This is a genomic window from Amycolatopsis sp. NPDC001319 (assembly GCF_042896185.1).
Lineage (GTDB): Bacteria > Actinomycetota > Actinomycetes > Mycobacteriales > Pseudonocardiaceae > Amycolatopsis.
This window is the reverse complement of sequence record NZ_JBIAWY010000003.1, coordinates 692082-713014: the sequence shown is the minus strand read 5'-3', so window position 1 is coordinate 713014 and position 20933 is coordinate 692082. Positions and strand designations below refer to the sequence as shown.

Genomic DNA, 20933 nt, shown 5'->3' with positions numbered 1-20933 from the left:
CTCCAAGTGGGTTACTTGCCCGCAGCGTGGGCTTCGAGGAACTTCTTCAGGTGGGGCTGCACGTCCGACGCGTGGGTGAGGCTGAGGAAGTGCGCGCCGCTCACGACCGTGACCAGCGGTTCGGCGTTGGGGAGCCCGGCCACGAGCGACTCGGCGCGGGCCATCGGGTACTCGTTGTCGCCGCTGCCGTGCAGCACGAGCGCCGGCGCCTGGATCTCGCCCACGCGTTCGAGCACGCTGTCGCGGCTGACGAGGGTCTCCATGATCCGCTGGAACTTCTCCCCGGGGACCTTGAGCCACTTCGTCTTCCAGTCGGACGCTTCGAAGTCGCCCAGGCAGAACGTGGCGATGCCGTCGACCAGCGGCTCCGGCCCGGCTTCGAGCCAAGCGGCAATCAGGTGCCGGTAGACCGTGGCGGTGCCTTCGGCCTCCTTCTCGGCGGACGTGCCGAGCACGGCCAGCGCGGTCACGCGCTCGGGTTGGAGCAACGCCATGCGCAGGGCGATGAACCCGCCCTGGCTGGTGCCGATCACGGCGGCGCGCTCGATGCCGAGGTGGTCCAGCACGCCGAACGCGTCGCGGGCGACGTCCCAGTAGTCGAAGTCCGCGTCGGCCGGGGTGGCGCCGTGGCCGCGTTCGTCGATCGCGATGAGCCGGTAGTCCGCGCCGAAGGACTCGACCTGTGGCTGCCACATGTCGATGTCCATCAGGAAGCTGTGCAGCAGCAGGACAGCGGGGCCGTCACCGCCGTAGTCGACGAAGTGGACCTGCTGCCCACCGTTGACGGTCACCGTGGCCATCCGACACCTCCGCGTTCGGGATCAGCATGGCACATGTCTCACATGCGCCCGGGTCGGGCAAGAGGCTGGGAAATCCTCACCCGAATGCCTGGTCTCCGCCGCCGATTCGCCGGTGTGGCGTGGATCAGCGCGCGGCGTGCGCGGCGAGGAAACTCTTGAGATGCGGGTTGACGTCGGCGGCGTGGGTGAGGCTGAGGAAGTGCGCGCCGTCCGCGATCGTGACCAGCGGTTTCGCGTTCGGCAGACCGTTGACGAGTTCTTCGGCCTTCTCGAGGGGGTAGGCGCGGTCGGCCGTGCCGTGCAGGACCAGCACCGGGGTCTGGACCTCTCCGAGGCGGTCGAGGAGGCTGTCGCGGCCGGCGAGGGCGCCGATCAGCAGGCGGGCTTGCTCACCCTGGTAGTGCTCGCGCCACTTGGCCTTCCACGCCGTGGCGTCGAAGCTGTCGCCGAAGCAGATGGCGGCGACGCCGTCGATCACGCCGTCGGGGCCGTCCTGTGCCCACACGTCGCCGAGCTGCCGGTAGACGGCCGCGACCTCGGCGGGCTCCGCGTCGGCCGACGTGCCGAGCACGGCCAGCGCGGTCACGCGCTCGGAGGCGAGCAGCGCCATGCGCAGGCCGACGAACCCGCCCTGGCTGGTGCCGATCACGGCGGCGCGGTCGAAGCCGAGGTGGTCGAGCACCGCGAGCGCGTCGCGGGCGATGTCCCAGTAGTCGAACGGTCCGTCCGCGGGGGTCTCGCCGTGGCCGCGCTCGTCGATCGCGATCAGGCGGTGGTCACCGCGGAACGCCTCGACCTGCGGGAGCCACATGTCGACGTCCATCAGGAAGCTGTGCAGCAGGACGACGGCCGGGCCGTCGCCACCGTGGTCGACGTAGTGGACCTGTTGCCCACCGTTCACGGTCACCGTGGCCACACCGCACCTCCGCATTGAGACAGACAAACGTTTTGTCTCACGTTCGAGGTGTTTTGGCAAGCGGACTCGGCCATACTGCGCGGATGGCCGGCCCACCCTCCACCGACGACGTCGTCCGCGCGGCGACCGAGGCGTACCTGCGCGGCCGGCCGATCGACATGTCGGCACTGGCGGCCGAACTCGGCCTGAGCCGCGCGACGTTGTACCGCCGCGTCGGCAACCACGAGCAGCTGCTCGGGCGCGTGCTCGCCGACAGCACCGAACGGACCTACCTCGCGATCGAGTCCGGCGTGACCGGTCCCCCGGGCCTCACGCGGACGCTCGTGGTGGTCGAGCGGTTCATGCGCACCGTCGTCACGCTCGCGCCCCTGAAGGACCTCGCGCGCCGTGACCCCGTGCTGTTCGCGAAGGTGATCATGTCACCCGGCGAGGTCGAGTCCCGCGCGGCGCGCCTGTTCACCGAACTGCTCGACCGTAACGGCCTCCACTTCGACGCCCCGACCGAGGCCGTCGCCCAGGCCGTGATCCGCATCGGCGACTCGTTCATGTACTCCCAGCTCCTCGGCGGCGAACCCCGGCTCGACGACGCCGTTCAGGTCATCGGCCTGCTGCTCGCCACCGCGAAGTAACCCGCGGCTGGGTGGTTCAGCGCCGGCCGCAAGCGCTTCGCGAAGTGACCGCCGCGGCCGGTGGTTCAGCGCCGGCGCAAGCGCTTGTCGAGGATCGCCGGTGTGGGGTTGATGTAGAAGTCGCCCGAGTGCACGTCGACGCCCGGCGGCACGATCTCGTCGATGCGGTCGAGCACGTCGTCGCTCAGCTCCACGTCGGCGCCGGCCAGCAGGTCGGTGAGGTGCTCGGGCCGGCGCGGGCCGATCAGCACCGACGTGACCGCCGGGTGCGCGCGCACGAACGCGATCGCCAGGTGCGGCACGGAGATCCCCGTGTCGGCGGCGAGCTTGGTCAGCTCGGCCACGGCGTCGGCTTTCGCCTGCACGCCCGGCCGCGAGAGGTCGAACATCTGCGCGCCGCGGCCGGCGTTGCGGTGCCCGGCGGTCGGGTCCGCGCGGCCGGACAGCCAGCCCGAGTTGAGCGGGCCGAACGTGAGCACGCCCATGCCGTAGCGCTGCGCGGTCGGCAGCACGCGCTGCTCGACGCCGCGCGCGAGGATCGAGTACGGCGGCTGCTCGGTGCGGAAGCGGTGGTGGCCGCGGCGTTCGGCCGTCCACTGCGCTTCCACGGTCTCCTCCGGCGAGAAGAACGAGCTGCCGATCGCCCGCACCTTGCCCTCGCGCACGAGGTCCGACAGCGCGCCGAGCGTCTCGTCGATGTCGGTGTCCGGGTCGGGACGGTGCAGTTGGTACAGGTCCACGTAGTCGGTGCCGAGCCGGCGCAGGCTGTTCTCCAGCGCCCGCTTGACCCAGCGCGGTGAGCCGCCGCGCTGGTTCGGATCCTCGCCCATGGGGAGGCCGAACTTGGTCGCCAGCACCACCGCGTCGCGCCGCCCCGCGAGCGCCTTGCCGACGATCTCCTCCGACTCCCCGGCCGAGTACACGTCGGCCGTGTCGAGAAAGTTGATGCCGGCGTCGATCGCCGCGTGGATCATGCGGACCGACTCGTCGTGGTCGGTGTTGCCCATGGCGCCGAACATCATCGTGCCGAGCGCGTATTCGCTCACGGAGATGCCGGTGCCGCCGAGAATGCGTCGTTTCATGGTTCCCACGCAACCACCGTTCGCTCCCGAGGTGAGAGGACTCCCTCCACCGGGGGTCCAGCAGACCCCCTCTCGCGGCGGCGATCGGCCCTACGCTGGATCGCATGAGCGAGCAACTCCGGGACTTCCTGCGCTCGCGCCGAGCGAAGATCACCCCCGCCGACGCGGGCCTCACCCCGCACCCCGGCCCCCGGCGCGTGCCCGGCCTCCGCCGCGAGGAGGTCGCGCAGCTCGCGGGCGTGAGCGTGGACTACTACGTCCGCCTCGAACGCGGCCGCAACCTCAACGTCTCCGAGTCCGTCCTCGACGCCATCTCCCGAGCCCTGCAGCTCAACGACCTCGAGCGCACCCACCTCTTCACCCTCGCCAAGCCCACGCGCTCACGGCCGCGGCCCCTGCCGCCCCAGCGCGTGCGCCCGGGCCTGCAGCTCGTGCTCGACAGCCTCCACCACGTGCCGGCCATCGTGCTCGGCCGCCGCATGGACGTGCTCGCCGCCAACCGCCTCGCCTGCGCCCTCTACGCCGACTTCGACGCCCTCCCTCCTCGCTCCCGCAACATGGCCCGGCTCATCTTCCTCGACGACACCGTCCGCGGCCTCTACACCGACTGGGAAGGCGCCGCCCGCGGCGTCGTCGCCACCCTCCAGCTGTACGCCGGCCGCTACCCACACGACCCCGCCCTCGCGGAGCTCATCGGCGAACTCTCCGTGCGCGACCAGGACTTCCGCCACTGGTGGGCCGACCACGACGTCTTCCAACGCACCCACGGCGTCAAGCACTACCACCACCCGCTCGTCGGCGAGCTGACCCTCGGCTACGAAGCCATGACCCCCGTCGACGACCCCGAGCAGACCCTCGGCATCACGACCGTCGAGCCGGGCTCCCCTTCCGAGGAACGCCTGCGCCTCCTGGCGAGCTGGACGTCACCGGCCAAAGTGGACGGTTAGCTTTCCGTCGAACACCCCTCCTCTCCCAGTGTCGTGACCAGCCGCGCTCGCAACGCCTCCCGCACCTCGGCGTCGTCAGGATCGAGCACCTGGCCCCGCTCCGGCAACGCCCGGTCCACTTCCGCCAGCAACCGCACGGCCTCAGCGGCGTCGCCATCCCTCTCCGCCAGCACGGCACTCGCGAGTTCGCCGTACGGCACCAGGTCGCCGACGTCGTGTTCCCTCGCGTACCGCCGAACTCCCTCGAACAACTCCCGCGCCCGCCCGACATCGCCGGACTCCAGCTCGACGTACCCGAGGTTCAGCTGCTCCCAGACCACGAGATCGGCCAGCCCCGCCTCCTCCCGCAACGCGATGCTCCGCGCGAACAACTCCCTCGCTTCCTCCAGCTCTCCCTTCATCCGCGCCACCGCCGCCAGCACATGCACCGGCCCCCGCTCCAACGCCGAGTCACCACTGCGGCGCGCAACCTCGAGCGCCGCCACGGCCAGCTCCCGGCACCCGGCCAAGTCCCCACCCCGCACGGCGACCCGGGCCAACATGCACAACGCATCGACCTCGCCGACCGCGTCACCCGCGGCCTTCGCCCGCGCGAGCTCCGTGCGACTCATCCTCTCGACAGCGTCGGTCTCCCCTCGCCTGAACGCGGCGAACGCCTCTTCCGCAAACGCCATCCCACTCCCTTCCTGCCGAGCGCCCGGCCCAGCGATCGCCCCACCGGAAGCCACCCGGCGGCCACAGCTCGGCCCTCATTTCTCCACCCCTCACCTCGATTCTTCTGCCTCCGCCGGGAATCGCGCGAAGGACCGCCGAGTCCTCTTCGTCACGCCGCTCCCCGCAACGGCACCTCGATCCCCCTCGACGGCACCTCGATCAACTCCGCCGCGGCAACCAGCTGCGCGGCAAGCTCGCGCGCCCCGGCGCCGTCGACCTCGACGTCGGCCCAGCAGTCCCGGTTTTCGACGTGCACCAGCACCGTCTGCCGCTCGGTGGACCACGTCTTCGCCATCAACACTCCTCATCCACTGCTCCTCGTGCAGCACAGTGCTCCATCAGCACCGCTGTCACCCAGCGTGCCTCAAGCGGCGCTGCGCGTCAAGCACTACACTGCTCCTCGTGCAGGATCTCCCGGAACCACCGCGCGAAGCGCCCGGCGACGCCATCGGCGCCCAAGCCGAGCGCACCTTCGCCCTCAACATGCGTGCGCTGCGAGAAGAGCTGGGCGTGTCCCAGGCTGGGCTCGCGAAGAAGCTGGAACGAGTGGGAATCCAACTCGACAGCACGGCCATCACCCGCATCGAGAAACACGCCGACGGCACCACCGGCCGGACAATTCGCCTCAGTGAAGCGGTCGCCATCGCGAAGGTCCTCGACACTTCGCTCGCGAACATGGTCCTGCCCGCGCGGTCAAGCCTGTTCGAACAACTGTCCCAAGCGACGGAAGAACTGGAATCCGCGACCGACGCCGCCGACACCGCCAACCGCCACCGCGACGACGCCGAGGAAAAAGTCCGCACGCTGCAAAGCCGTTTCGTCGAACGCGAAGTCCCCAGCCTGCAAGAGATCCTGCGCTACACCGCCCGAGACCTGCACCGTCTGGCCGGCACCTGGAGCGAGCAGCGGGAATCGTTCAAACAACAGCGCATCAATCTGGCGAAAAACGCGGACGCGACCGACCCCGAAACCGAGTCAAGGCTGCTGCAACTGGAAGAAAAAGAACTGATCTGCCTCGACGTCCTCTACCGGATCGAAGACGCCGCCAAGATCCGCGCCGGCTGGCGACGGCAATGAAAAAGCCCGCGCACCCGGAAAAGGTGCGCGGGCCGAAAAGCCGAGAACCTCAGCCCTTGAGCAGAGCCCGGGCCATCACCATGCGCTGGATCTGGTTCGTGCCTTCGTAGATCTGCGTGATCTTCGCGTCGCGCATCATGCGCTCGACCGGGAAGTCGCGGGTGTAGCCGGCGCCGCCGAAGAGCTGCACGGCGTCGGTGGTCACGGACATCGCGATGTCGGACGCGTAGGCCTTCGCGGCGGAGGCCATGAAGCCCGCGCGCTTGTCGCCGCGCTCGGAGGCGGCGGCGGAGGCGTAGACGAGGTGGCGGGCCGCCTCGATCTTCGTGCCCATGTCGGCGAGCATGAACTGCACGCCCTGGAACTCGGAGATCGACTTGCCGAACTGCTTGCGGTCCTTGACGTACGCGATCGCGGCGTCCAGCGCACCCTGCGCGATGCCCAGCGCCTGCGCGCCGATGGTCGGGCGGGTGTGGTCGAGCGTCTTCAGCGCCGTCTTCAGCCCCGTGCCCGGCTCGCCGATGATGCGCTCGGCCGGGATCGTGCAGTTCTCGAAGTAGATCTCGCGCGTCGGAGAGCCCTTGATGCCGAGCTTCTTCTCCTTCGGCCCCACGGAGAAGCCCGGGTCGTCCTTGTGCACGACGAACGCGGAAATGCCGTTGGACTTCTTCTCCGCGTCCGGATCGCTCACGGCCATCACCGTGTACCACGAAGATTCACCCGCGTTGGTGATCCACGCCTTGGTGCCGTTGAGCACCCAGTGATCACCGTCGAGCTTCGCCCGCGCACGCATCGAGGCGGTGTCCGAGCCGGCTTCGCGCTCCGACAGCGCGTACGAGGCCATCGCCTCGCCCCGCGCGATCGACGGCAGCACGATCTTCTTCAGCTCTTCCGAGGCCGACAGGATGATCGGCTGCGTGCCGAGCTTGTTCACCGCCGGGATCAGCGACGCCGACGCGTCGACCCGCGCGACCTCCTCGATCACGATGCAGGCGCCCACGGCGTCGGCACCCTGGCCGTCGTACTCCTCGCCGATGTGCACGGCGTTGAAGCCCGACTTGTTCAGCGCCTCGAGCGCCTCGGTCGGGAACCGCTCGTTCTCGTCGACGTCGGCCGCGTAGGGCGCGATCTCCTTCTCGGCCAGAGCCCGGACCGCGGCCCGCAGCTCCTCGTGCTCCTCGGCAAGCTGGTACAGGCCCTCGGCCACTTCCGTCACCTTCTCTGCAGCAATGGGGAGAGTTTTGTCGATGTTAGCGCTCGTTCACGCCGGGCGCTCCGCTCGATCTTGTGTCCTTGGCCGCACTCTTCGTAAGGTCGGGTGATGGCCATCACCGCGTCGACGCCGCCGCCCGGATTGCCCGCTTCCCTCACCTACCCCGAGGTTCCGGTGGGTTCGATACTCGCCGGCGCCGCCGCCCGCTTCGGTGATCGCACCGCGTTCGCCATGGGCGACGACAGCCTCACCTTCACCGAAACCTACGCAGGTGCGTGCAAGTTCGCCAACTCCCTGCTCGCCCGCGGCATCGGCCACGGCGACGTGGTCGCGATCCACCTGCCCAACTGCCTCGCCTACCCCATCGCCTACTACGGCACCCTGCTCGCCGGCGCGACCTTCAGCCCCACGAACCCGCTGCTCCCGCCCGACGACCTGGCCTTCCAGCTCACCGACTGCGAAGCCGCCGCCGTGGTCACGTTCGGGCCGGTCGCGGGCACCGTCGCGGCGGTCGCGGACCGGATCCCGGCCCGGCTGACGATCGTCGTCGCGCCGAGCGCGCCCGCCTGGTCCCACGACGTCGTGGAGTTCAAGCAGTTCTTCACCGAAGCGCCCGCCACCCGGCCCGACGTGGCCATCGACGTCCACCGCGACCTCGCCCACCTCGCCTACACCGGCGGCACGACCGGCCGGTCGAAGGGCGTGGAGCTCACGCACCGCAACATCGTGGCCAACACGATCCAGAGCGCGTGCTGGAGCAGCGGGTCCGTCCCGACGCTGGACACGCACGGTGACGTCATTCTCGACCAGATCGGCAGCGAGGACGAGTGGCCCGGGCGCCTCGGCACCGGCGTCGCGATCAACCTGACACCGTGGTTCCACGCGATGGGCGTGATCGCCGGCCTCAACGCCCTGCTGCTCAGCGGCACCCAGACCGTGTTGCACGCGCGCTTCGATCCGGCCGCGTACGTCGCCGATGCCGAACGCCTGCGCGTCACCTCACTCGGCGGCGCGCCCGCGCTGTTCGCCGCGCTGCTGGCGACGCCCGCGTTCCACACGGCCGACCTGTCGTCCGTGCGCAGCATCGGCTCCGGCGCGGCGCCGATGAACCACGAGATGATCCGCGCGCTCCACGAGCGCTTCCCCGGCGTCGTGATCGCCGAGGGCTACGGGCTGACCGAGATGACGATGGGCGCGGTGATCTCACCGTCGTACCGCTCAGGTGTGCGCAAGGTGGGCTCCGTCGGCGGGCCGATCTTCGACACGGAGGTGAAGATCGTCGGCCTCGACGAGACCCCGCTGCCCGCCGGCGCCGAGGGCGAGGTGTGCCTGCGGGGGCCGCAGATGATGCGCGGCTACCGCAACCGGCCGGACGAAACGGCTGCCGCGCTCGTCGACGGCTGGCTGCACACGGGCGACATCGGCGTGCTCGACGACGACGGTTACCTGTCCATTGTGGACCGCAAGAAGGACATGCTGCTGTACAAGGGGTACAACGTCTTCCCGCGTGAGCTGGAGGAGCTGCTCATCGCATTGCCGGGCGTCGCGACGGCCGCGGTGGTCGGCCGCCCGCAGGCCGACGTCGGCGAGCTGCCCGTCGCGTTCGTGGTGCGGCGGCCGGATGCCGACCTCGATGCCGACGGGCTGATCGCCGCCGTGAACGAGAAGGTGGTGCCGTACAAGCGGATCCGGGAGCTGCACTTCGTCGACGAGATCCCGGTGTCGGCGGCGGGGAAGGTGCTGAAGCGGGAGCTTCGCAAGCAGCTGCCCTGACCTACTGGCCGGCCTTCTCGCGCAGCGCCGCGTCCTTCTCCAGCACCAGCGTCTCCAGGCTCGACTGGAACTCGGCCAGCTTCGACTGCAGCTGCAGGTCCGAAGCCGCCAGGATGCGCACGGCGAGGAGGCCGGCGTTGCGCGCGCCGCCGACCGAGACCGTGGCGACGGGGATGCCGGCGGGCATCTGGACGATGGACAGCAGCGAGTCGAGGCCGTCGAGGTACTTCAGCGGCACCGGGACGCCGATGACGGGCAGCACGGTGGCGGAGGCGACCATGCCGGGCAGGTGGGCGGCACCGCCGGCGCCGGCGATGATGGCGCGCAGGCCGCGGGAGGCGGCGGACGTGGCGTAGTCCAGCATGCGCTGCGGGGTGCGGTGGGCGGAGTAGACGCCGACCTCGTACTCCACGCCGAACTCCGCCAGGGCCTGGCCGGCGGCCTCCATGACGGGCCAGTCGGAGTCACTGCCCATGATCACGCCCACCTGCGGCGCCATATGTGTTCCCTTCAGTGGACTCAGTGGATCTCGTAGCCGTCGAGCCAGACGGCGTGGGACAGCCAGTGGGCCGACAGCAGCGCGCGGTTGCGCAGGTCGTCCATGTTGTCGCCGACGAAGTTGACGTGGCCGAGCTTGCGGCCAGGGCGGTCCTGCTTGCCGTAGAGGTGGATCTTCACCTCGGGGTAGCGCGCGAACAGGTGGTGCACGCGCTCGTCCGGGCTCATCTGCGGCGCGACGTCGGCGCCGAGCACGTTGGCCATCACGCACGCGGGCGCGACGAGGTCGGTGCGGCCCAGCGGGTAGTCGAGCACGCCGCGCAGGTGCTGCTCGAACTGCGATGTGCGCGCGCCGTCCATCGTCCAGTGGCCGGAGTTGTGGGGGCGCATGGCCAGCTCGTTCACGAGCAGGCCCCGCTCCGTCTCGAACAGTTCGACGGCCAGCAGCCCCGTGACGTCCAGCATCGACGCGATGCGCAACGCGAGGTCCTGCGCTTCGTGCACGCGCTCCTCGGACAGGCCGGGCGCGGGGGCGAGGACCTCGGTGTTGATGCCGCCGGTCTGCACCGTCTCGACCACGGGGTACGCGGCCCCCTGGCCGAACGGCGAGCGGGCGACCAGCGCCGCCAGCTCGCGCTTCATCTCGACCTTCTCCTCGACCAGCAGCGCCGTGCTCGCGTCGAGCAGCTTCGGCACCACCTCTCGCGCGTGCTGCGCCGTGTCGAGCATCCAGACGCCGCGGCCGTCGTACCCGCCGCGGGCGGCCTTGAGGACCACCGGCCACCGGTGCGCCGCGCCGAAGGCGATCACTTCGTCCACAGTGGACACCTCGGCGAAGTCCGGCCCCGGCACCTCCATGCCGGCCATCATCTCGCGCATCACGAGCTTGTTCTGCGCGAACCCGAGCGCCGACGGCGCCGGCCGCACCACGACGCCCTCCATCACGAGCGTCAGCAGGTGCTCGCCGGGCACGTGCTCGTGGTCGAACGTGAGCACGTCGACACCCTGCGCGAACTTCCGCAGCGCCTCGAGATCCGTGTGGTGCCCGATGACCACGTCGGACGCGACCAGCGCGGCCGAATCGTCGGCGCTCGCCGACAGGACCCTCAGCGACTGACCGAGGGCGATCGCCGCCTGGTGCGTCATGCGGGCCAGCTGCCCACCGCCCACCATGCCCACCACGGGAAGACCGGTTCGTTTGTCCATAGCGCCGCTCAGGTTACTTGGCGAGACCTGGCGGAGCTGCGGGTACCGGCTCAGTGACCGGCGCCACCGGCGCCCGCGCCCAGGCGTGTGCGACCGGTTCGCGGCCGGGCCGCCGCGTCGGCGCGCGCGGTCAGGTGCTTCACGACGTACTCGGCGTCGCGGCCGGCGCCGCCGACGAGCATCGACGAGAAGGCCCACTGGAAGGACAGCCCCACGAAGTACAGGCCCGGGGCCGTGGTCGCCACGCCGTGGTCCTCGCGCGGCCAGCCGGAGTCGTCCGTGATGGGTGGGTCAATCCAGGAGAAGTCCTGGCGGAAGCCGGTGCACCACACGACGTTGGCGACGTCGAGCACCCGGCCGTCGGCGAGGACGGGGGCACCGGCGCGGACGCCGGTCGTGCGGTCGGCGACGTGCTCGACGCCCTCGCGGGTCAGGTCGGCGCGCTTCACGCGGATCAACGGGCCGCCGTGTGCCCGAATTTCGGACCGCAGCGCGCGGCCCAGCGGCGTCCGCAGCGTCAGCACGTGTTTGGCCGCGAAGAACAGCACCGGGAACAGGACGCGCGCCGGGCGCCGGTTGATGTCGAACGGCAGTTCGCCGCGGATCGGCCCGCTGAGCACCACCGGATGGCCCGCCCGGGCGGCCTCGAAGGCGATGTCGCCGCCCGAGTGCGAAGCGCCGACCACCAGCACCGGACCCGGCTTCAGCTGCAAAGGGTTGCGGTACTCGCTGGAGTGCAGCTGCCGGATCCCGGGATCGAGCCGGTCGGCGAACTCGGGAACGCGCGGCGCGCGGCCGAACGTGCCCGTCGCGACCACCACGTTGTCGCAGGTGAACGTCGTCGTCTCCGTGGTCACCTCGAAACCGGCCCCGTCGTGCGACACCCGGGCCACGCGCTGCCCACCCCGCACGGGCAGCGCGAACCGGCGCGCGTAGGTCTCCAGGTAGTCGGCCATTTCGTCCTTGGTCGCGTAGTGCATCGGCGGACCCGGGAACGCCATGCCAGGCAGCCCGGCTGCCAGGGCCGGCGTGAATAACCGCAGCGTGTCCCAGTGGCAGCGCCAGTTGTCCCCGATCCGGTCGTTGCCGTCGAGGATCACGAAGTCGCGGCCGCGCCGCGCGAGGTGGTACCCCGCCGACAGCCCCGCTTGCCCCGCTCCGATGACCACGGTTTCGGTGTGCTCGTTCATCAGTCCTACCTCCTGACCAGCACGTTAGGAGCCGGCGGCGCCGTCGGCATCGAACAGCCGTACCACTTCGCCCGAAGTGGGATGGTCCGTCCGTACCACGGGTCAGATGAGGTGCTGCTGCACCGCGTGGGTGGCCGCGGCGGCGCGCGAAGGCACGCCGAGCTTCGCGAACACGTTCTGCAGGTGCCGCCGCACGGTGTGTTCGCTGATCACCAGCCGCGCCGCGATCTGCCGGTTCGACAGTCCCTCGGCCACCAGCGCCAGCACTTGCAGTTCCCGCTCGGTGAGCGAGGTCTGCGAAGTCGGCGGAGCACTGACGTCCGCGCCGAGCCGCTGCAGGACCTCGCGCGCGGTGGCGAAGTCCACTTCGGCCGCGTCCTCCTCGCCCGTCAGCTGCCGGGCCCGGCCGATGAGCAGGCGTGTGCGCGCTCCCTCGTACGGCGCGTCCAGCTCGGCCCACCCCTCGCACGCGGCGCGCAGCTCACCGAGCGCGGCCGAGGGATCGCCCTCCGCCAGCAGGACCGAGCCTCGCGCGTGCGCGGCCGTCGCCCACAGCAGTGGCATGCCGATCTCGGCGGCGATCGCCGACAGCTCGTCGGCCGCGCCGCGGGCGGCGCCCGGTTCTCCGGCGGCCAGCACGATCTCCACCTGCGCCGCGAGCATCCGGGCACGCACGAGGTGGTCGTCCACCGCCTCGACGACGGCGTGGCCTATCGCCGAGACCGCCGCGGCTGTCCGGCCCTGGGCCAGGCGCAGCAACGCGCAGCCGGGCTGGGTGGGATGGCCGTACTCGCCGGCGCTCCGGTAGCCGTCGTCGGCCGCGGCGAGCTCGCCGCGCAGCCGGTGCAGCTCGGCTTCCTGGTACAGCGCCATGCCGAGCGCCGGCTGGCGGCGTGGACCGGAAAGCCGCTCACCGGCTCGGCGGGCCTCCACCAGGGCTTCCGGCCACGCGCCGAGCGCCTGCAGCACCTGCGAACGGTGCACCAGGCACTGGCCGCGGAAGAGCACCAGGTCCGGCTGCGCCGCGCACCACGCGCTCAGCGACGCCGTCCACTCCTGTGCGCGGACGACGTCGAAAACCTCGTGGCAGCCTTCGATCGCGCTGCAGTAGACGACTCCCGCGGGGATCGGCGACACCTCGCCCGAGGTCACCGAGACCATCGCCTCGTCGAGCAGAGCCAGTCCTTCGGCGGTGCGGTGCAGCTTGATCAGGGCGCGGCCCTGCGCGTGCCGGCCCAGCGCCAGGAGGTCCGCGTCGCCGAAGCGGGCGGCGATCTCCACCGCGGAGGTGAACGCGTCGTGCGCGCCCCGGGTGTCCCCGCCGTGGATGCGCTGCAGGCCCACGGGCACCAGGAGGTAACCCCGTTCGACGCAGTCCAACCCGTGCTCGTCGAGCAGCCGCCGCGCCCGCGCCAGCCAGCCGTTCGCGCGCGCCGGCTCACCCCGCAACAGCAGCGGCAGGGCCAGGAAGAACGCGCACCGGGCAGCCTCGGCCGGGCAGGCGTCCCGCACGTACTCGAGATACGCGCGCTCCCGCGATTCGAAACTCTCGTCGTCGTGCCCGAGCAGGTAAGCCGCCGTCGAAAGGCGTACGAGATCGTCCGCGGTCAGTGCCGCACGACCTCCGGTGAGCCCCGCGTACACCTCTCGCCACGCCTGTCCGGCGAAGGCCCGCTCGGCCGCCTCGCCGTTCACCACCGCCATGCACCTCCCGGCAGTCGTTCCACTGTACGACGTGGATCCGACGCTGGGGAGCGGCGCTATTTCGCCAGCCTCGCCGCCGGAGAGCTCAGCCGCAACTCGCGGACCGCCAGGCCGAGGATCGTGCCGGCCGCCGCGATGACGTACGCGTTGCCCAGGATCGACCAGCCCAGGCCCCACCTGAGCTCGATGTCGGCGCCGTTCGGGACGAGCATGACGATGTGCGAGGCGAACAACGCGGTGGCGGCGAGGGCCCACCAGCGGCGGCCCGTGGTGACGAGCAGGGCGATGAGCGCCACGGCCCACACCCAGTGGTGCGACCAGGAAACGGGGGAAAGCAGCAGCCCGTAGAACGCCGTCACGAGCAGGGCGGCCACCGGTTCACCGCGGCGGTGCAGGCGGATCACGAGCCACACGGCGGGCACGGCGAGCACCGCGCCGACCGCGACGGCCACCGTGAGCGACCACGGGGCGAGGGCGGAGGCGCGGTTGACGAGACCGTTGAGCGACTGGTTGAAGATCCACGTGACCGAGCCGACGCGGCTGGGGTCGGTGGCGGACTTCGTCCAGAAGAACCACGCGTCGTGCGGGATGACGGCGAACATGATCGCCTCGAGGCCGACGAAGGTGCCCAGGGCGCGCAGGCCGTCTTTCCAGCGGCCGGTGAAGAACAGGTGCGGTACGAAGATCAGGGGCGTCAGCTTGATGGCCGCGGCGACGCCGATCAGCACGCCGGCCCAGCGTGAGCCGCGCAGCGAGAGCACCAGGACGTCGACGACGACGAACGCCATCAGGATCAGGTTGATCTGGCCCAGGAACAGCGTTTTCCACACCGGCTCCAGGCCTAAGGCCAGCACCGTGCCGCCGAGCAGCCACCAGCGCGAGGGGTGCGCGACGACCGCGATCACCACCGTCAGTGACACCACCGACAACACCGCCACCACGCCCCACACCAGCCCGGCCGGCACGAGGACGAGCGGCACGAACAGCGCGGCCGCGGCGGGCGTGTAGGTGAAGGGCAACCGGACCCAGTCGGGCAGCGTCGTGAGGTCGCCGGTGGTGTAGAGCGGCTCGCCCTTGAGCAGGGTCAGCGCCCCGGCCCGGTAGACGGCGCTGTCGGCACCGAGGTGCCGATGCGTGAGCCAGACGACGACTCCGAGGACAAGTGCGAGGAACGGCAGCGCCAGCAGGCGCGGGTCAGTGAGCCGGCGTGGCGTCGGCACGGTCCGCGGCCTCCCCCGAACCCGAACCGGAACCCGGCGCGGAACCGGAACCCGGTCCCGTGTCCGGCCCCGCATCCGGCGAGGAACCGCGATTACGCGCCCGCCGCTGCAGCCCCCACCGCAGGATCAAGGCAACCCCCAGCACCACCGGCATCAGGATGTACGCGTCACCGAGGACGTTCTGCCACACCTTCCAGTGCAGCTCCACGTTGCGCCCGTTCGGCAGGATCAGCAGCACGCAGCTGACGAACACGAACGCCACGAGCCCCGTGCCCAGCCAGCGTTTCCACGCCGTGGCGGGTGTCGTCTTCGGCAGGCGCGACACGAGCAGCACGATCAGCGGAGCGACCCACACCCAGTGGTGCGACCACGAGATCGGCGACATCAGGAGCGTCCAGAACGCCGTCACCAGCAGCGCGGCCAATGCCTGACCCTTGCGGTGGAAGCGGATCAGCAGCCACAGCGCCGGAATCGCCAGCAGCAGGCCGATGCCCATCGCGGCCTTCGACGCCCACGGCGCGAGGTCGGTGGCGCGGTTCATCAGCGCGTTGAGCGATTGGTTGCCGGCCCAGTGCACGGGACCGATGCGGCCGGTGTCGGGCAGCGTCGCGGTCCAGTAGCGCCACGCGTCGTGGGAGTTGATCAGGAACATCAGGCCCTGCAGCACCACGAACGTCGCCAGCCCGCGCAACGCGTCCTTGCGGCGGCCGGTGATGAACAGGTGACCCAGGAACACCAGTGGCGTCAGCTTGATCGCCGCCGCGACGCCCACCAGCACGCCGCCCCACCGGCTGCCGCGCGCGCCGAGCACGAGCATGTCCAGCAGGATCATGGCCATCAGGATCAGGTTGATCTGGCCCAGGAAGATCGTGCGCCACACGGGTTCCAGACCGAGGAACACGACGAAGAACACGATCGTCGACCGCGCGGGCGAGGCCCACCACCGCGGCCCGTCCTCGTCGGGACGCGGCAACGCACCGATCGAGATCCGCACCGACAACGCGAGGGCACCCAGCGACACGGCTGTCAGGAACCCCCACGCCACCTGCGTCGGCACGAGCGCGAGCGGCACGAAGAACAACGCGGCCGTCGGCGGGTACGTGAACGGCAGCAGCGCCCACCACGGTTCGGTGGACAGCGTGTTGGTGTCGTACAGCGAGTCCCCGTGCAGCAGGGTGAGCGCGCCGCCGCGGTAGACCGCGCTGTCGACGCCCAGCCCCCACTCGTGCGTCCAGCCCCAGATCCCGACGCCGATCGCGACCAGCGGGATCACCGAGAGGATCAGGATCGACCGCGGCCGCATCGACAGCCTGGCGAGTGACCTGCGCAGGGCCAGGCGAGGCTGGGCAGCGCTCACCGGAACTTCGCCGTCGAAGGCGGAGGGAACGGTCCTGGTCACCACACCAGGAAATCATGAACGCGCCGCAGCAGGCCCGATGGGTCGGGCCGCGAGCCTTCACCGGGCCAAGATCAGAACCACATCCGGCGCACCTCCGGACAACGTCAGCCGCGGGCCAGGTCGGACAGCAAGTCGCACGCGCTGTCGTGCGAACCCGGCAGGCGGACCGCCGAGACGCGCGGCCGGTTGACCTCGCGAAGCTGCGCGTCGACCGACAGCCGGTCGTTCAGGGCCCGGCGCAGGGCCACGCCTCGCGAAGCCAGACGGCCGTCCCGGCGGCACAGCACCGCGACCACCGACGGCCCCAGCGTCGCGTGGCTCTCGCCGGTGTCGAAGACCGCGCGCAACGCGTCGGCCACCAAGATCATCCCCGTGAGCCGGGGCCAGCCGGACACGGTGGTCAAGTCCATTGCGACCACGAGCAGCACGTGTTTGTCCGCGGCGCTCGCCCGGTAGACCTCTGCCAGCCGCGTCCGCAGATACGAGGCGGAAGGCAAGCCGGTCAACGGATCCGTCACCTCGGTGTGCACCAGCTGATCCGTGGCGACGTCCGCCCAAGCCAGTGCGGTCACGCGCAATAACCGGGCGGGGGTGGCGTCGACGTCCGGTGAGACGAAGCCGTCGACCGCGTCCGGGTCGTCGAGCACGGCGTGCAGCGCGGCCAGGTCGGACAGCGTCTCCGCGAGGTTCGCGCCCGCGGCGGCCCGGGCGCGGCCGAGGCCGGCCAGCGCCGTCTCGGCGCCCGTCGCGCCGTGGCGGACCACCGCGGCGCACACGGCGTCCACTTCGGGCAGTGCCCAGTCGCTCGGGAAACGCCACCCCGCGGCGAGACTGGCGGTGCGCCATCTGGCCCGCAGGGCGCGTAGGTTCCGGTCCCGGTCGAACCGGGCACGGGACTCCTGCTCGCCGGCGGGACCGGACAGTGCCCCGGTCGCCGGTACGTCCACTGGCCACCGCTCCTTCCCGGTCGATGTCGATCTTGTCCTGCTCCACTCAGGGGACGTGACACCGCCGTCCGCGTGACGGCGTTCCGGGGTCTTTTTCGCAGGACCGCCGCAGCGACACACCCCAGACCCGGGTGAACTTGTTGCGCCGACGGAGTCAACACGCCGACCACGAGGTGACGCGTATCGCCGCGTCCGTCACACTTGTGCTCGCGTTGGAGAGGTAGATCGTGGCTGGCCAAGGCCGCGTGTGCCAGATGAAGGAGCCCCGTGTCCACCGTTCCCGCCGATCTGTCCGGTAAGAGCGACGCCGAGCTGATCGCCGAGGTCCGCTCAGGGAACATCGCCAGCTACGGGCCCCTGTACGAGCGCCACAGCGGCGCCGCCCACAACCTCGCCCGCCAGCTCGCGCGCTCGAGCTCCGAGGCCGACGACCTCGTGTCCGAGGCCTTCTCGAAGGTCCTCGAGACGCTGCGCGGCGGCAAAGGTCCGGACACCGCGTTCCGCGCGTACCTCCTCACCGCGCTTCGCCACACCGCGTACGACAAGACCCGACGCGACCGCCGCGTCGACCTCAACGAGGACATGAGCGACGTCGGCGGGGCCGTCGGCGAGGCGCTGACCGTGCCGTTCTCCGACACCGCCGTGGCCGGGCTCGAGCGCACGCTGGCCGCGAAGGCGTTCGCGCGGCTGCCCGAACGCTGGCAGGCCGTGCTCTGGCACACCGAGATCGAGCAGCAGAGCCCGGCGGAGGTCGCGCCGCTGCTGGGCCTGACCGCGAATGGCGTGTCCGCCCTCGCCTACCGCGCCCGCGAGGGCCTGCGCCAGGCGTACCTGCAGGTCCACCTGCAGGAAACCGCCGCCGAACGCTGTCACGCCACCGCGGAGCGGCTCGGCGCGTGGACTCGCGACGGGCTGTCCAAACGCGAGCGAGCCCAGGTCGAGAGCCACCTCGACGAGTGCGAGGACTGCCGCGGTCTGGCCGCCGAGCTCGCCGACGTCAACGGCGGCCTGCGCGCGATCATCGCCCCGATCGTGCTGGGCGGCGCCGCGCTGGGTTACCTCGCGACGATCGGCGCCGCGAAGGCGGGCGCGGCCACGGCGGGTGCCGCCGTGGGTGCGGGCGCCGCCGCGGCGGGTGGCGCCAAGGCCGGTGCCGCGGCCGCCGCTTCCGCGCCCCGTCAGTTCGTGGGTGTCGCGGCTTCGGGCGCCGCCATCGTGGCGACGGTGGCGGTCGCGCTGGCCGCGGCCGGCTCGCCGCAGGAGATCCCCGTGGCCGCGCAGGTTCCGCCGCCGGCCGCCGCGCCCGCGGTGCCGCCGGCCAAGCCCGCGCCTCCCGCGCCGCCGGCCCCGCCCGCACCTCCGCAGGCGCCGCCGCCGGCGGTCCCGGCACCCCCGCCGGTCCAGCCGCCGCCCGCCGCTCCGCCCGCGGCACCGCCTCCCCCGGCGGCACCCGCGGCGGCGAAGATGTCCGCGACCACACCTTCGGGTGATCTCGAACTCCAGCCCGGCGCCGGGCCGGTGAACCTGCCGATCACGGTCCGCAACGACGGCGGCAGCCCGTCCGACCCCGTCCAGGTCGCGTTGAACCTGCCGCCCGGCGTGTCCGCCGTGCCCGCGGGTGGCGGCGGCGGTGCCGTGAGCGGGTTCTCGCGCCAGGCCGACACCCCGGCGACGACCCAGCTCAGCATCGACTGCCCCGGCGGCACCGGCACCGTGACGTGCAAAACGGGCTCCGGCCTGCAGCCCGGTCAGACGGCCGTGCTCACGTTCCGCCTTCAGGCCGACGACTCCGCGCAGGGCGGCACCGTCACGGGTTCGGTCACGGCGGGCGCGACGATCAAGGTCGCCGTGAGCGTGAAGGTCACCGTGAAGTCGCCACCCGACCTGCTCGCGCTGCAGGCCGACACCGACGGGCTCTCGGCGTTCCCGTGGACGCGCAACCCGCTCGTCTACGTCCGCGTCCGCAACACCGGCGACACCACCAAGCCGGTCACCGTCACCTTCGACCACGCGCTGTACCAGTCGTGGAGCCTCAGCGGCTTCCCGTGCCACTCCACCGACACGGGCGCCACGTGCACCACGCGGGGCGCGCTCGCGCCGGGCCAGCACGTGAACCTGTGGGTGCGCCTCAAGGGCCGCCCGGCGCACAACGCGGCCGTGACCGTGAACGCCACACTCGGCAAGGCGGCGCAGCAGGCCAAGGTGTCGTTCGGCTGCTGGCTCGGGATCTGCGACGTGCCGTACCCGACGACCGGAGTCCCGCCGACGCCGACTTCTTCCCCTTCTTCCTCGACGACGACCTCGGACACCCCCGAGTCGGCCAGCTCGTCGAAGAAGCCGCCGCACCGGAAGCCGACGCCGTCGAGCACCCCGCCGGCGAAGCCCACGGACCCGGTCACCACCACCCCGCCGAGCACGCCGTCGACCACCACGAGCGCGCCCCCGACCCCGGGAAGCGGCAACTCCGGCAAACCCGGCGAGACCCCGCCGTCGATCGAGCCCCGCGGCTTTTTCGACTGGCTGAGGGGGTAGCGTCGCCCGGGTGCGAGGGTTCCTGGCGAAGCACCGCGAGCTGCTGCGGTTCGCCGTGGTCGGCGGGATCAGCTTCCTGATCACCACGGCGATCACCTACGTCCTGAAGTTCACCGTGCTGCGGAGCAATCCCGTCACGGCACTCATCATCGGCGTGCTGATCGCCACGATCTTCTCCTACGTCGCCAACCGCGAGTGGTCCTTCCGCACCCGCGGTGGCCGCGAGCGCACGCACGAGGCCGCGTTGTTCTTCCTCATCAGCGGCATCGCGCTGGGGCTCAACGCGCTGCCGCAGTGGATCTCGCGCTACGTGCTCGACCTGCAGCAGCCGCACCTCACGTTGCTCGGGCAGGAAGTGGCCGACTTCGTGAGCGGCATGATCCTCGGGACGCTGCTGGGCACGCTGTTCCGCTGGTGGGCGTTCAAGAAGTGGGTGTTCCCCACGGAGGGTGCTCGCCTGCGTGCGGTGAGGTCATCGGACGATGCGGACATTTCCGACAGGAAGGCCGCCTGAGACCCGCGGTGACCTCGGGTTCTCTAAACTGGCGGGCGTGACCGTTGTCGAGACCGTGCTGGCCCGCACACCGGAGCCATTGCGCTCGGTGCTCATCAAGCACCGGGAGATGCTGAAGTTCGCGATCGTCGGCGGCACGACCTTCGTGGTCGACAACGGCGTCTGGTACCTGCTCAAGCTCAGCGTCCTCGAGTCGAAGCCGACGACCGCGAAGGCCATCGCCATCATCGTGGCCACGATCGTGTCGTACGTGCTCAACCGCGAGTGGTCCTTCCGCACCCGCGGCGGGCGCGAGCGGACCCACGAGGCCGCGCTGTTCTTCGTGATCAGCGGCGTGGCGGTGGTGGTGAACCTGATCCCGCTGTACGTCTCGCGGTACGTGCTGCACCTCGAAGAGCCGTTCGTCTCGAGGTTCGTGCAGGAGTTCGCCGACTTCGCGAGCGGCTCGATCATCGGCATGCTGCTGGCGATGGTGTTCCGGTACTGGGGCTTCAAGAAGTGGGTCTTCCCGGCCGAACTGGGCGAACGCCGGCGTGAACAGGTCACGCGGCTGCCGCGGTAACTCGGTTGTG

General features: G+C 71.0%; 20 protein-coding genes. 7 read left to right on the top strand and 13 right to left on the bottom strand.

Features of this window, described 5'->3' with window-relative positions; genetic code table 11:
* Positions 1-11: 11 nt before the first annotated feature.
* Together ACFY1H_RS13965 and ACFY1H_RS13960 are read right to left on the bottom strand one after the other, a co-directional pair.
* Positions 12-800: an alpha/beta fold hydrolase gene (locus tag ACFY1H_RS13965; protein WP_386946638.1), complete on the bottom strand. Its 789-nt coding sequence runs from the start codon at positions 798-800 to the stop codon at positions 12-14.
* 124 nt (positions 801-924) lie between these two features.
* Positions 925-1716 carry an alpha/beta fold hydrolase gene (locus ACFY1H_RS13960; protein ID WP_386946636.1) on the bottom strand — a complete coding sequence of 264 codons (792 nt, stop codon included), beginning with the start codon at positions 1714-1716 and terminating at the stop codon, positions 925-927.
* An 83-nt stretch (positions 1717-1799) separates the two neighbouring features.
* On the opposite strand from ACFY1H_RS13960, the gene ACFY1H_RS13955 reads away from it, so the two are divergent.
* Positions 1800-2345, top strand: a complete 546-nt coding sequence (locus ACFY1H_RS13955) for a QsdR family transcriptional regulator (RefSeq protein WP_366575353.1) — start codon at positions 1800-1802, stop codon at positions 2343-2345.
* 65 nt (positions 2346-2410) lie between these two features.
* Here ACFY1H_RS13955 and ACFY1H_RS13950 read toward each other — a convergent pair whose 3' ends face one another.
* Positions 2411-3427 carry an aldo/keto reductase gene (locus tag ACFY1H_RS13950; RefSeq protein WP_386946634.1) on the bottom strand — a complete coding sequence of 339 codons (1017 nt, stop codon included), beginning with the start codon at positions 3425-3427 and terminating at the stop codon, positions 2411-2413.
* Positions 3428-3531: 104 nt separating this feature from the next.
* Between ACFY1H_RS13950 and ACFY1H_RS13945 the strand changes: the two genes are divergently transcribed.
* On the top strand, positions 3532-4374 hold the full coding sequence (locus ACFY1H_RS13945) for a helix-turn-helix transcriptional regulator (protein WP_366575357.1): 843 nt from the start codon (positions 3532-3534) through the stop codon (positions 4372-4374).
* On the opposite strand, the gene ACFY1H_RS13940 is transcribed toward ACFY1H_RS13945, so the two are convergent.
* Positions 4371-5048 carry a hypothetical protein gene (locus tag ACFY1H_RS13940; RefSeq protein WP_386946633.1) on the bottom strand — a complete coding sequence of 226 codons (678 nt, stop codon included), beginning with the start codon at positions 5046-5048 and terminating at the stop codon, positions 4371-4373. The two genes, ACFY1H_RS13945 and ACFY1H_RS13940, sit on opposite strands and share 4 nt — an antisense overlap.
* A gap of 149 nt (positions 5049-5197) precedes the next feature.
* Positions 5198-5383: a hypothetical protein gene (locus tag ACFY1H_RS13935; RefSeq protein WP_386946631.1), complete on the bottom strand. Its 186-nt coding sequence runs from the start codon at positions 5381-5383 to the stop codon at positions 5198-5200.
* 107 nt (positions 5384-5490) lie between these two features.
* Between ACFY1H_RS13935 and ACFY1H_RS13930 the strand changes: the two genes are divergently transcribed.
* Positions 5491-6165 (top strand): hypothetical protein, encoded by a 675-nt coding sequence (locus ACFY1H_RS13930; protein WP_386946629.1) that lies wholly within the window; start codon positions 5491-5493, stop codon positions 6163-6165.
* Positions 6166-6214: 49 nt separating this feature from the next.
* On the opposite strand, the gene ACFY1H_RS13925 is transcribed toward ACFY1H_RS13930, so the two are convergent.
* Positions 6215-7372: an acyl-CoA dehydrogenase family protein gene (locus ACFY1H_RS13925; RefSeq protein WP_386946627.1), complete on the bottom strand. Its 1158-nt coding sequence runs from the start codon at positions 7370-7372 to the stop codon at positions 6215-6217.
* A 114-nt stretch (positions 7373-7486) separates the two neighbouring features.
* Between ACFY1H_RS13925 and ACFY1H_RS13920 the strand changes: the two genes are divergently transcribed.
* The gene (locus ACFY1H_RS13920; protein WP_386946625.1) at positions 7487-9151 is read left to right on the top strand and encodes a class I adenylate-forming enzyme family protein; all 1665 of its coding nucleotides are present in this window, start codon (positions 7487-7489) and stop codon (positions 9149-9151) included.
* Between the two features lies 1 nt (position 9152).
* Here ACFY1H_RS13920 and purE read toward each other — a convergent pair whose 3' ends face one another.
* From purE to ACFY1H_RS13885, 7 genes are all read right to left on the bottom strand, one after another.
* The gene (gene purE, locus ACFY1H_RS13915; protein WP_364053176.1) at positions 9153-9650 is read right to left on the bottom strand and encodes a 5-(carboxyamino)imidazole ribonucleotide mutase; all 498 of its coding nucleotides are present in this window, start codon (positions 9648-9650) and stop codon (positions 9153-9155) included.
* 20 nt (positions 9651-9670) lie between these two features.
* Positions 9671-10855, bottom strand: coding sequence for a 5-(carboxyamino)imidazole ribonucleotide synthase (locus tag ACFY1H_RS13910; protein WP_386946623.1), 1185 nt, complete (start codon positions 10853-10855; stop codon positions 9671-9673).
* 50 nt (positions 10856-10905) lie between these two features.
* Entirely contained in the window at positions 10906-12045 is a 1140-nt protein-coding gene (locus ACFY1H_RS13905) for a flavin-containing monooxygenase (RefSeq protein ID WP_386946621.1), read from the bottom strand.
* Positions 12046-12147: 102 nt separating this feature from the next.
* Entirely contained in the window at positions 12148-13749 is a 1602-nt protein-coding gene (locus ACFY1H_RS13900) for a LuxR C-terminal-related transcriptional regulator (protein ID WP_386946619.1), read from the bottom strand.
* A 56-nt stretch (positions 13750-13805) separates the two neighbouring features.
* Positions 13806-14969, bottom strand: a complete 1164-nt coding sequence (locus ACFY1H_RS13895; protein ID WP_386946618.1) for a glycosyltransferase 87 family protein — start codon at positions 14967-14969, stop codon at positions 13806-13808.
* A complete protein-coding gene (locus ACFY1H_RS13890; protein WP_386946616.1) occupies positions 14944-16368 on the bottom strand; it encodes a glycosyltransferase 87 family protein in 1425 nt (474 codons plus the stop codon). The genes ACFY1H_RS13895 and ACFY1H_RS13890 overlap by 26 nt, the downstream gene beginning before the upstream one ends.
* A gap of 104 nt (positions 16369-16472) precedes the next feature.
* Positions 16473-17315, bottom strand: a complete 843-nt coding sequence (locus ACFY1H_RS13885) for a GGDEF domain-containing protein (protein WP_386946614.1) — start codon at positions 17313-17315, stop codon at positions 16473-16475.
* A gap of 267 nt (positions 17316-17582) precedes the next feature.
* On the opposite strand from ACFY1H_RS13885, the gene ACFY1H_RS13880 reads away from it, so the two are divergent.
* Genes ACFY1H_RS13880 through ACFY1H_RS13870 form a run of 3 tightly spaced genes read left to right on the top strand, consistent with a single transcriptional unit; the run spans position 17583 to position 20923 of the window.
* A complete protein-coding gene (locus ACFY1H_RS13880) occupies positions 17583-19847 on the top strand; it encodes a sigma-70 family RNA polymerase sigma factor (RefSeq protein WP_366575377.1) in 2265 nt (754 codons plus the stop codon).
* Between the two features lie 10 nt (positions 19848-19857).
* Positions 19858-20361 carry a GtrA family protein gene (locus ACFY1H_RS13875; RefSeq protein ID WP_366575378.1) on the top strand — a complete coding sequence of 168 codons (504 nt, stop codon included), beginning with the start codon at positions 19858-19860 and terminating at the stop codon, positions 20359-20361.
* Between the two features lie 37 nt (positions 20362-20398).
* Positions 20399-20923, top strand: a complete 525-nt coding sequence (locus ACFY1H_RS13870) for a GtrA family protein (protein WP_366575380.1) — start codon at positions 20399-20401, stop codon at positions 20921-20923.
* Positions 20924-20933: the final 10 nt, after the last annotated feature.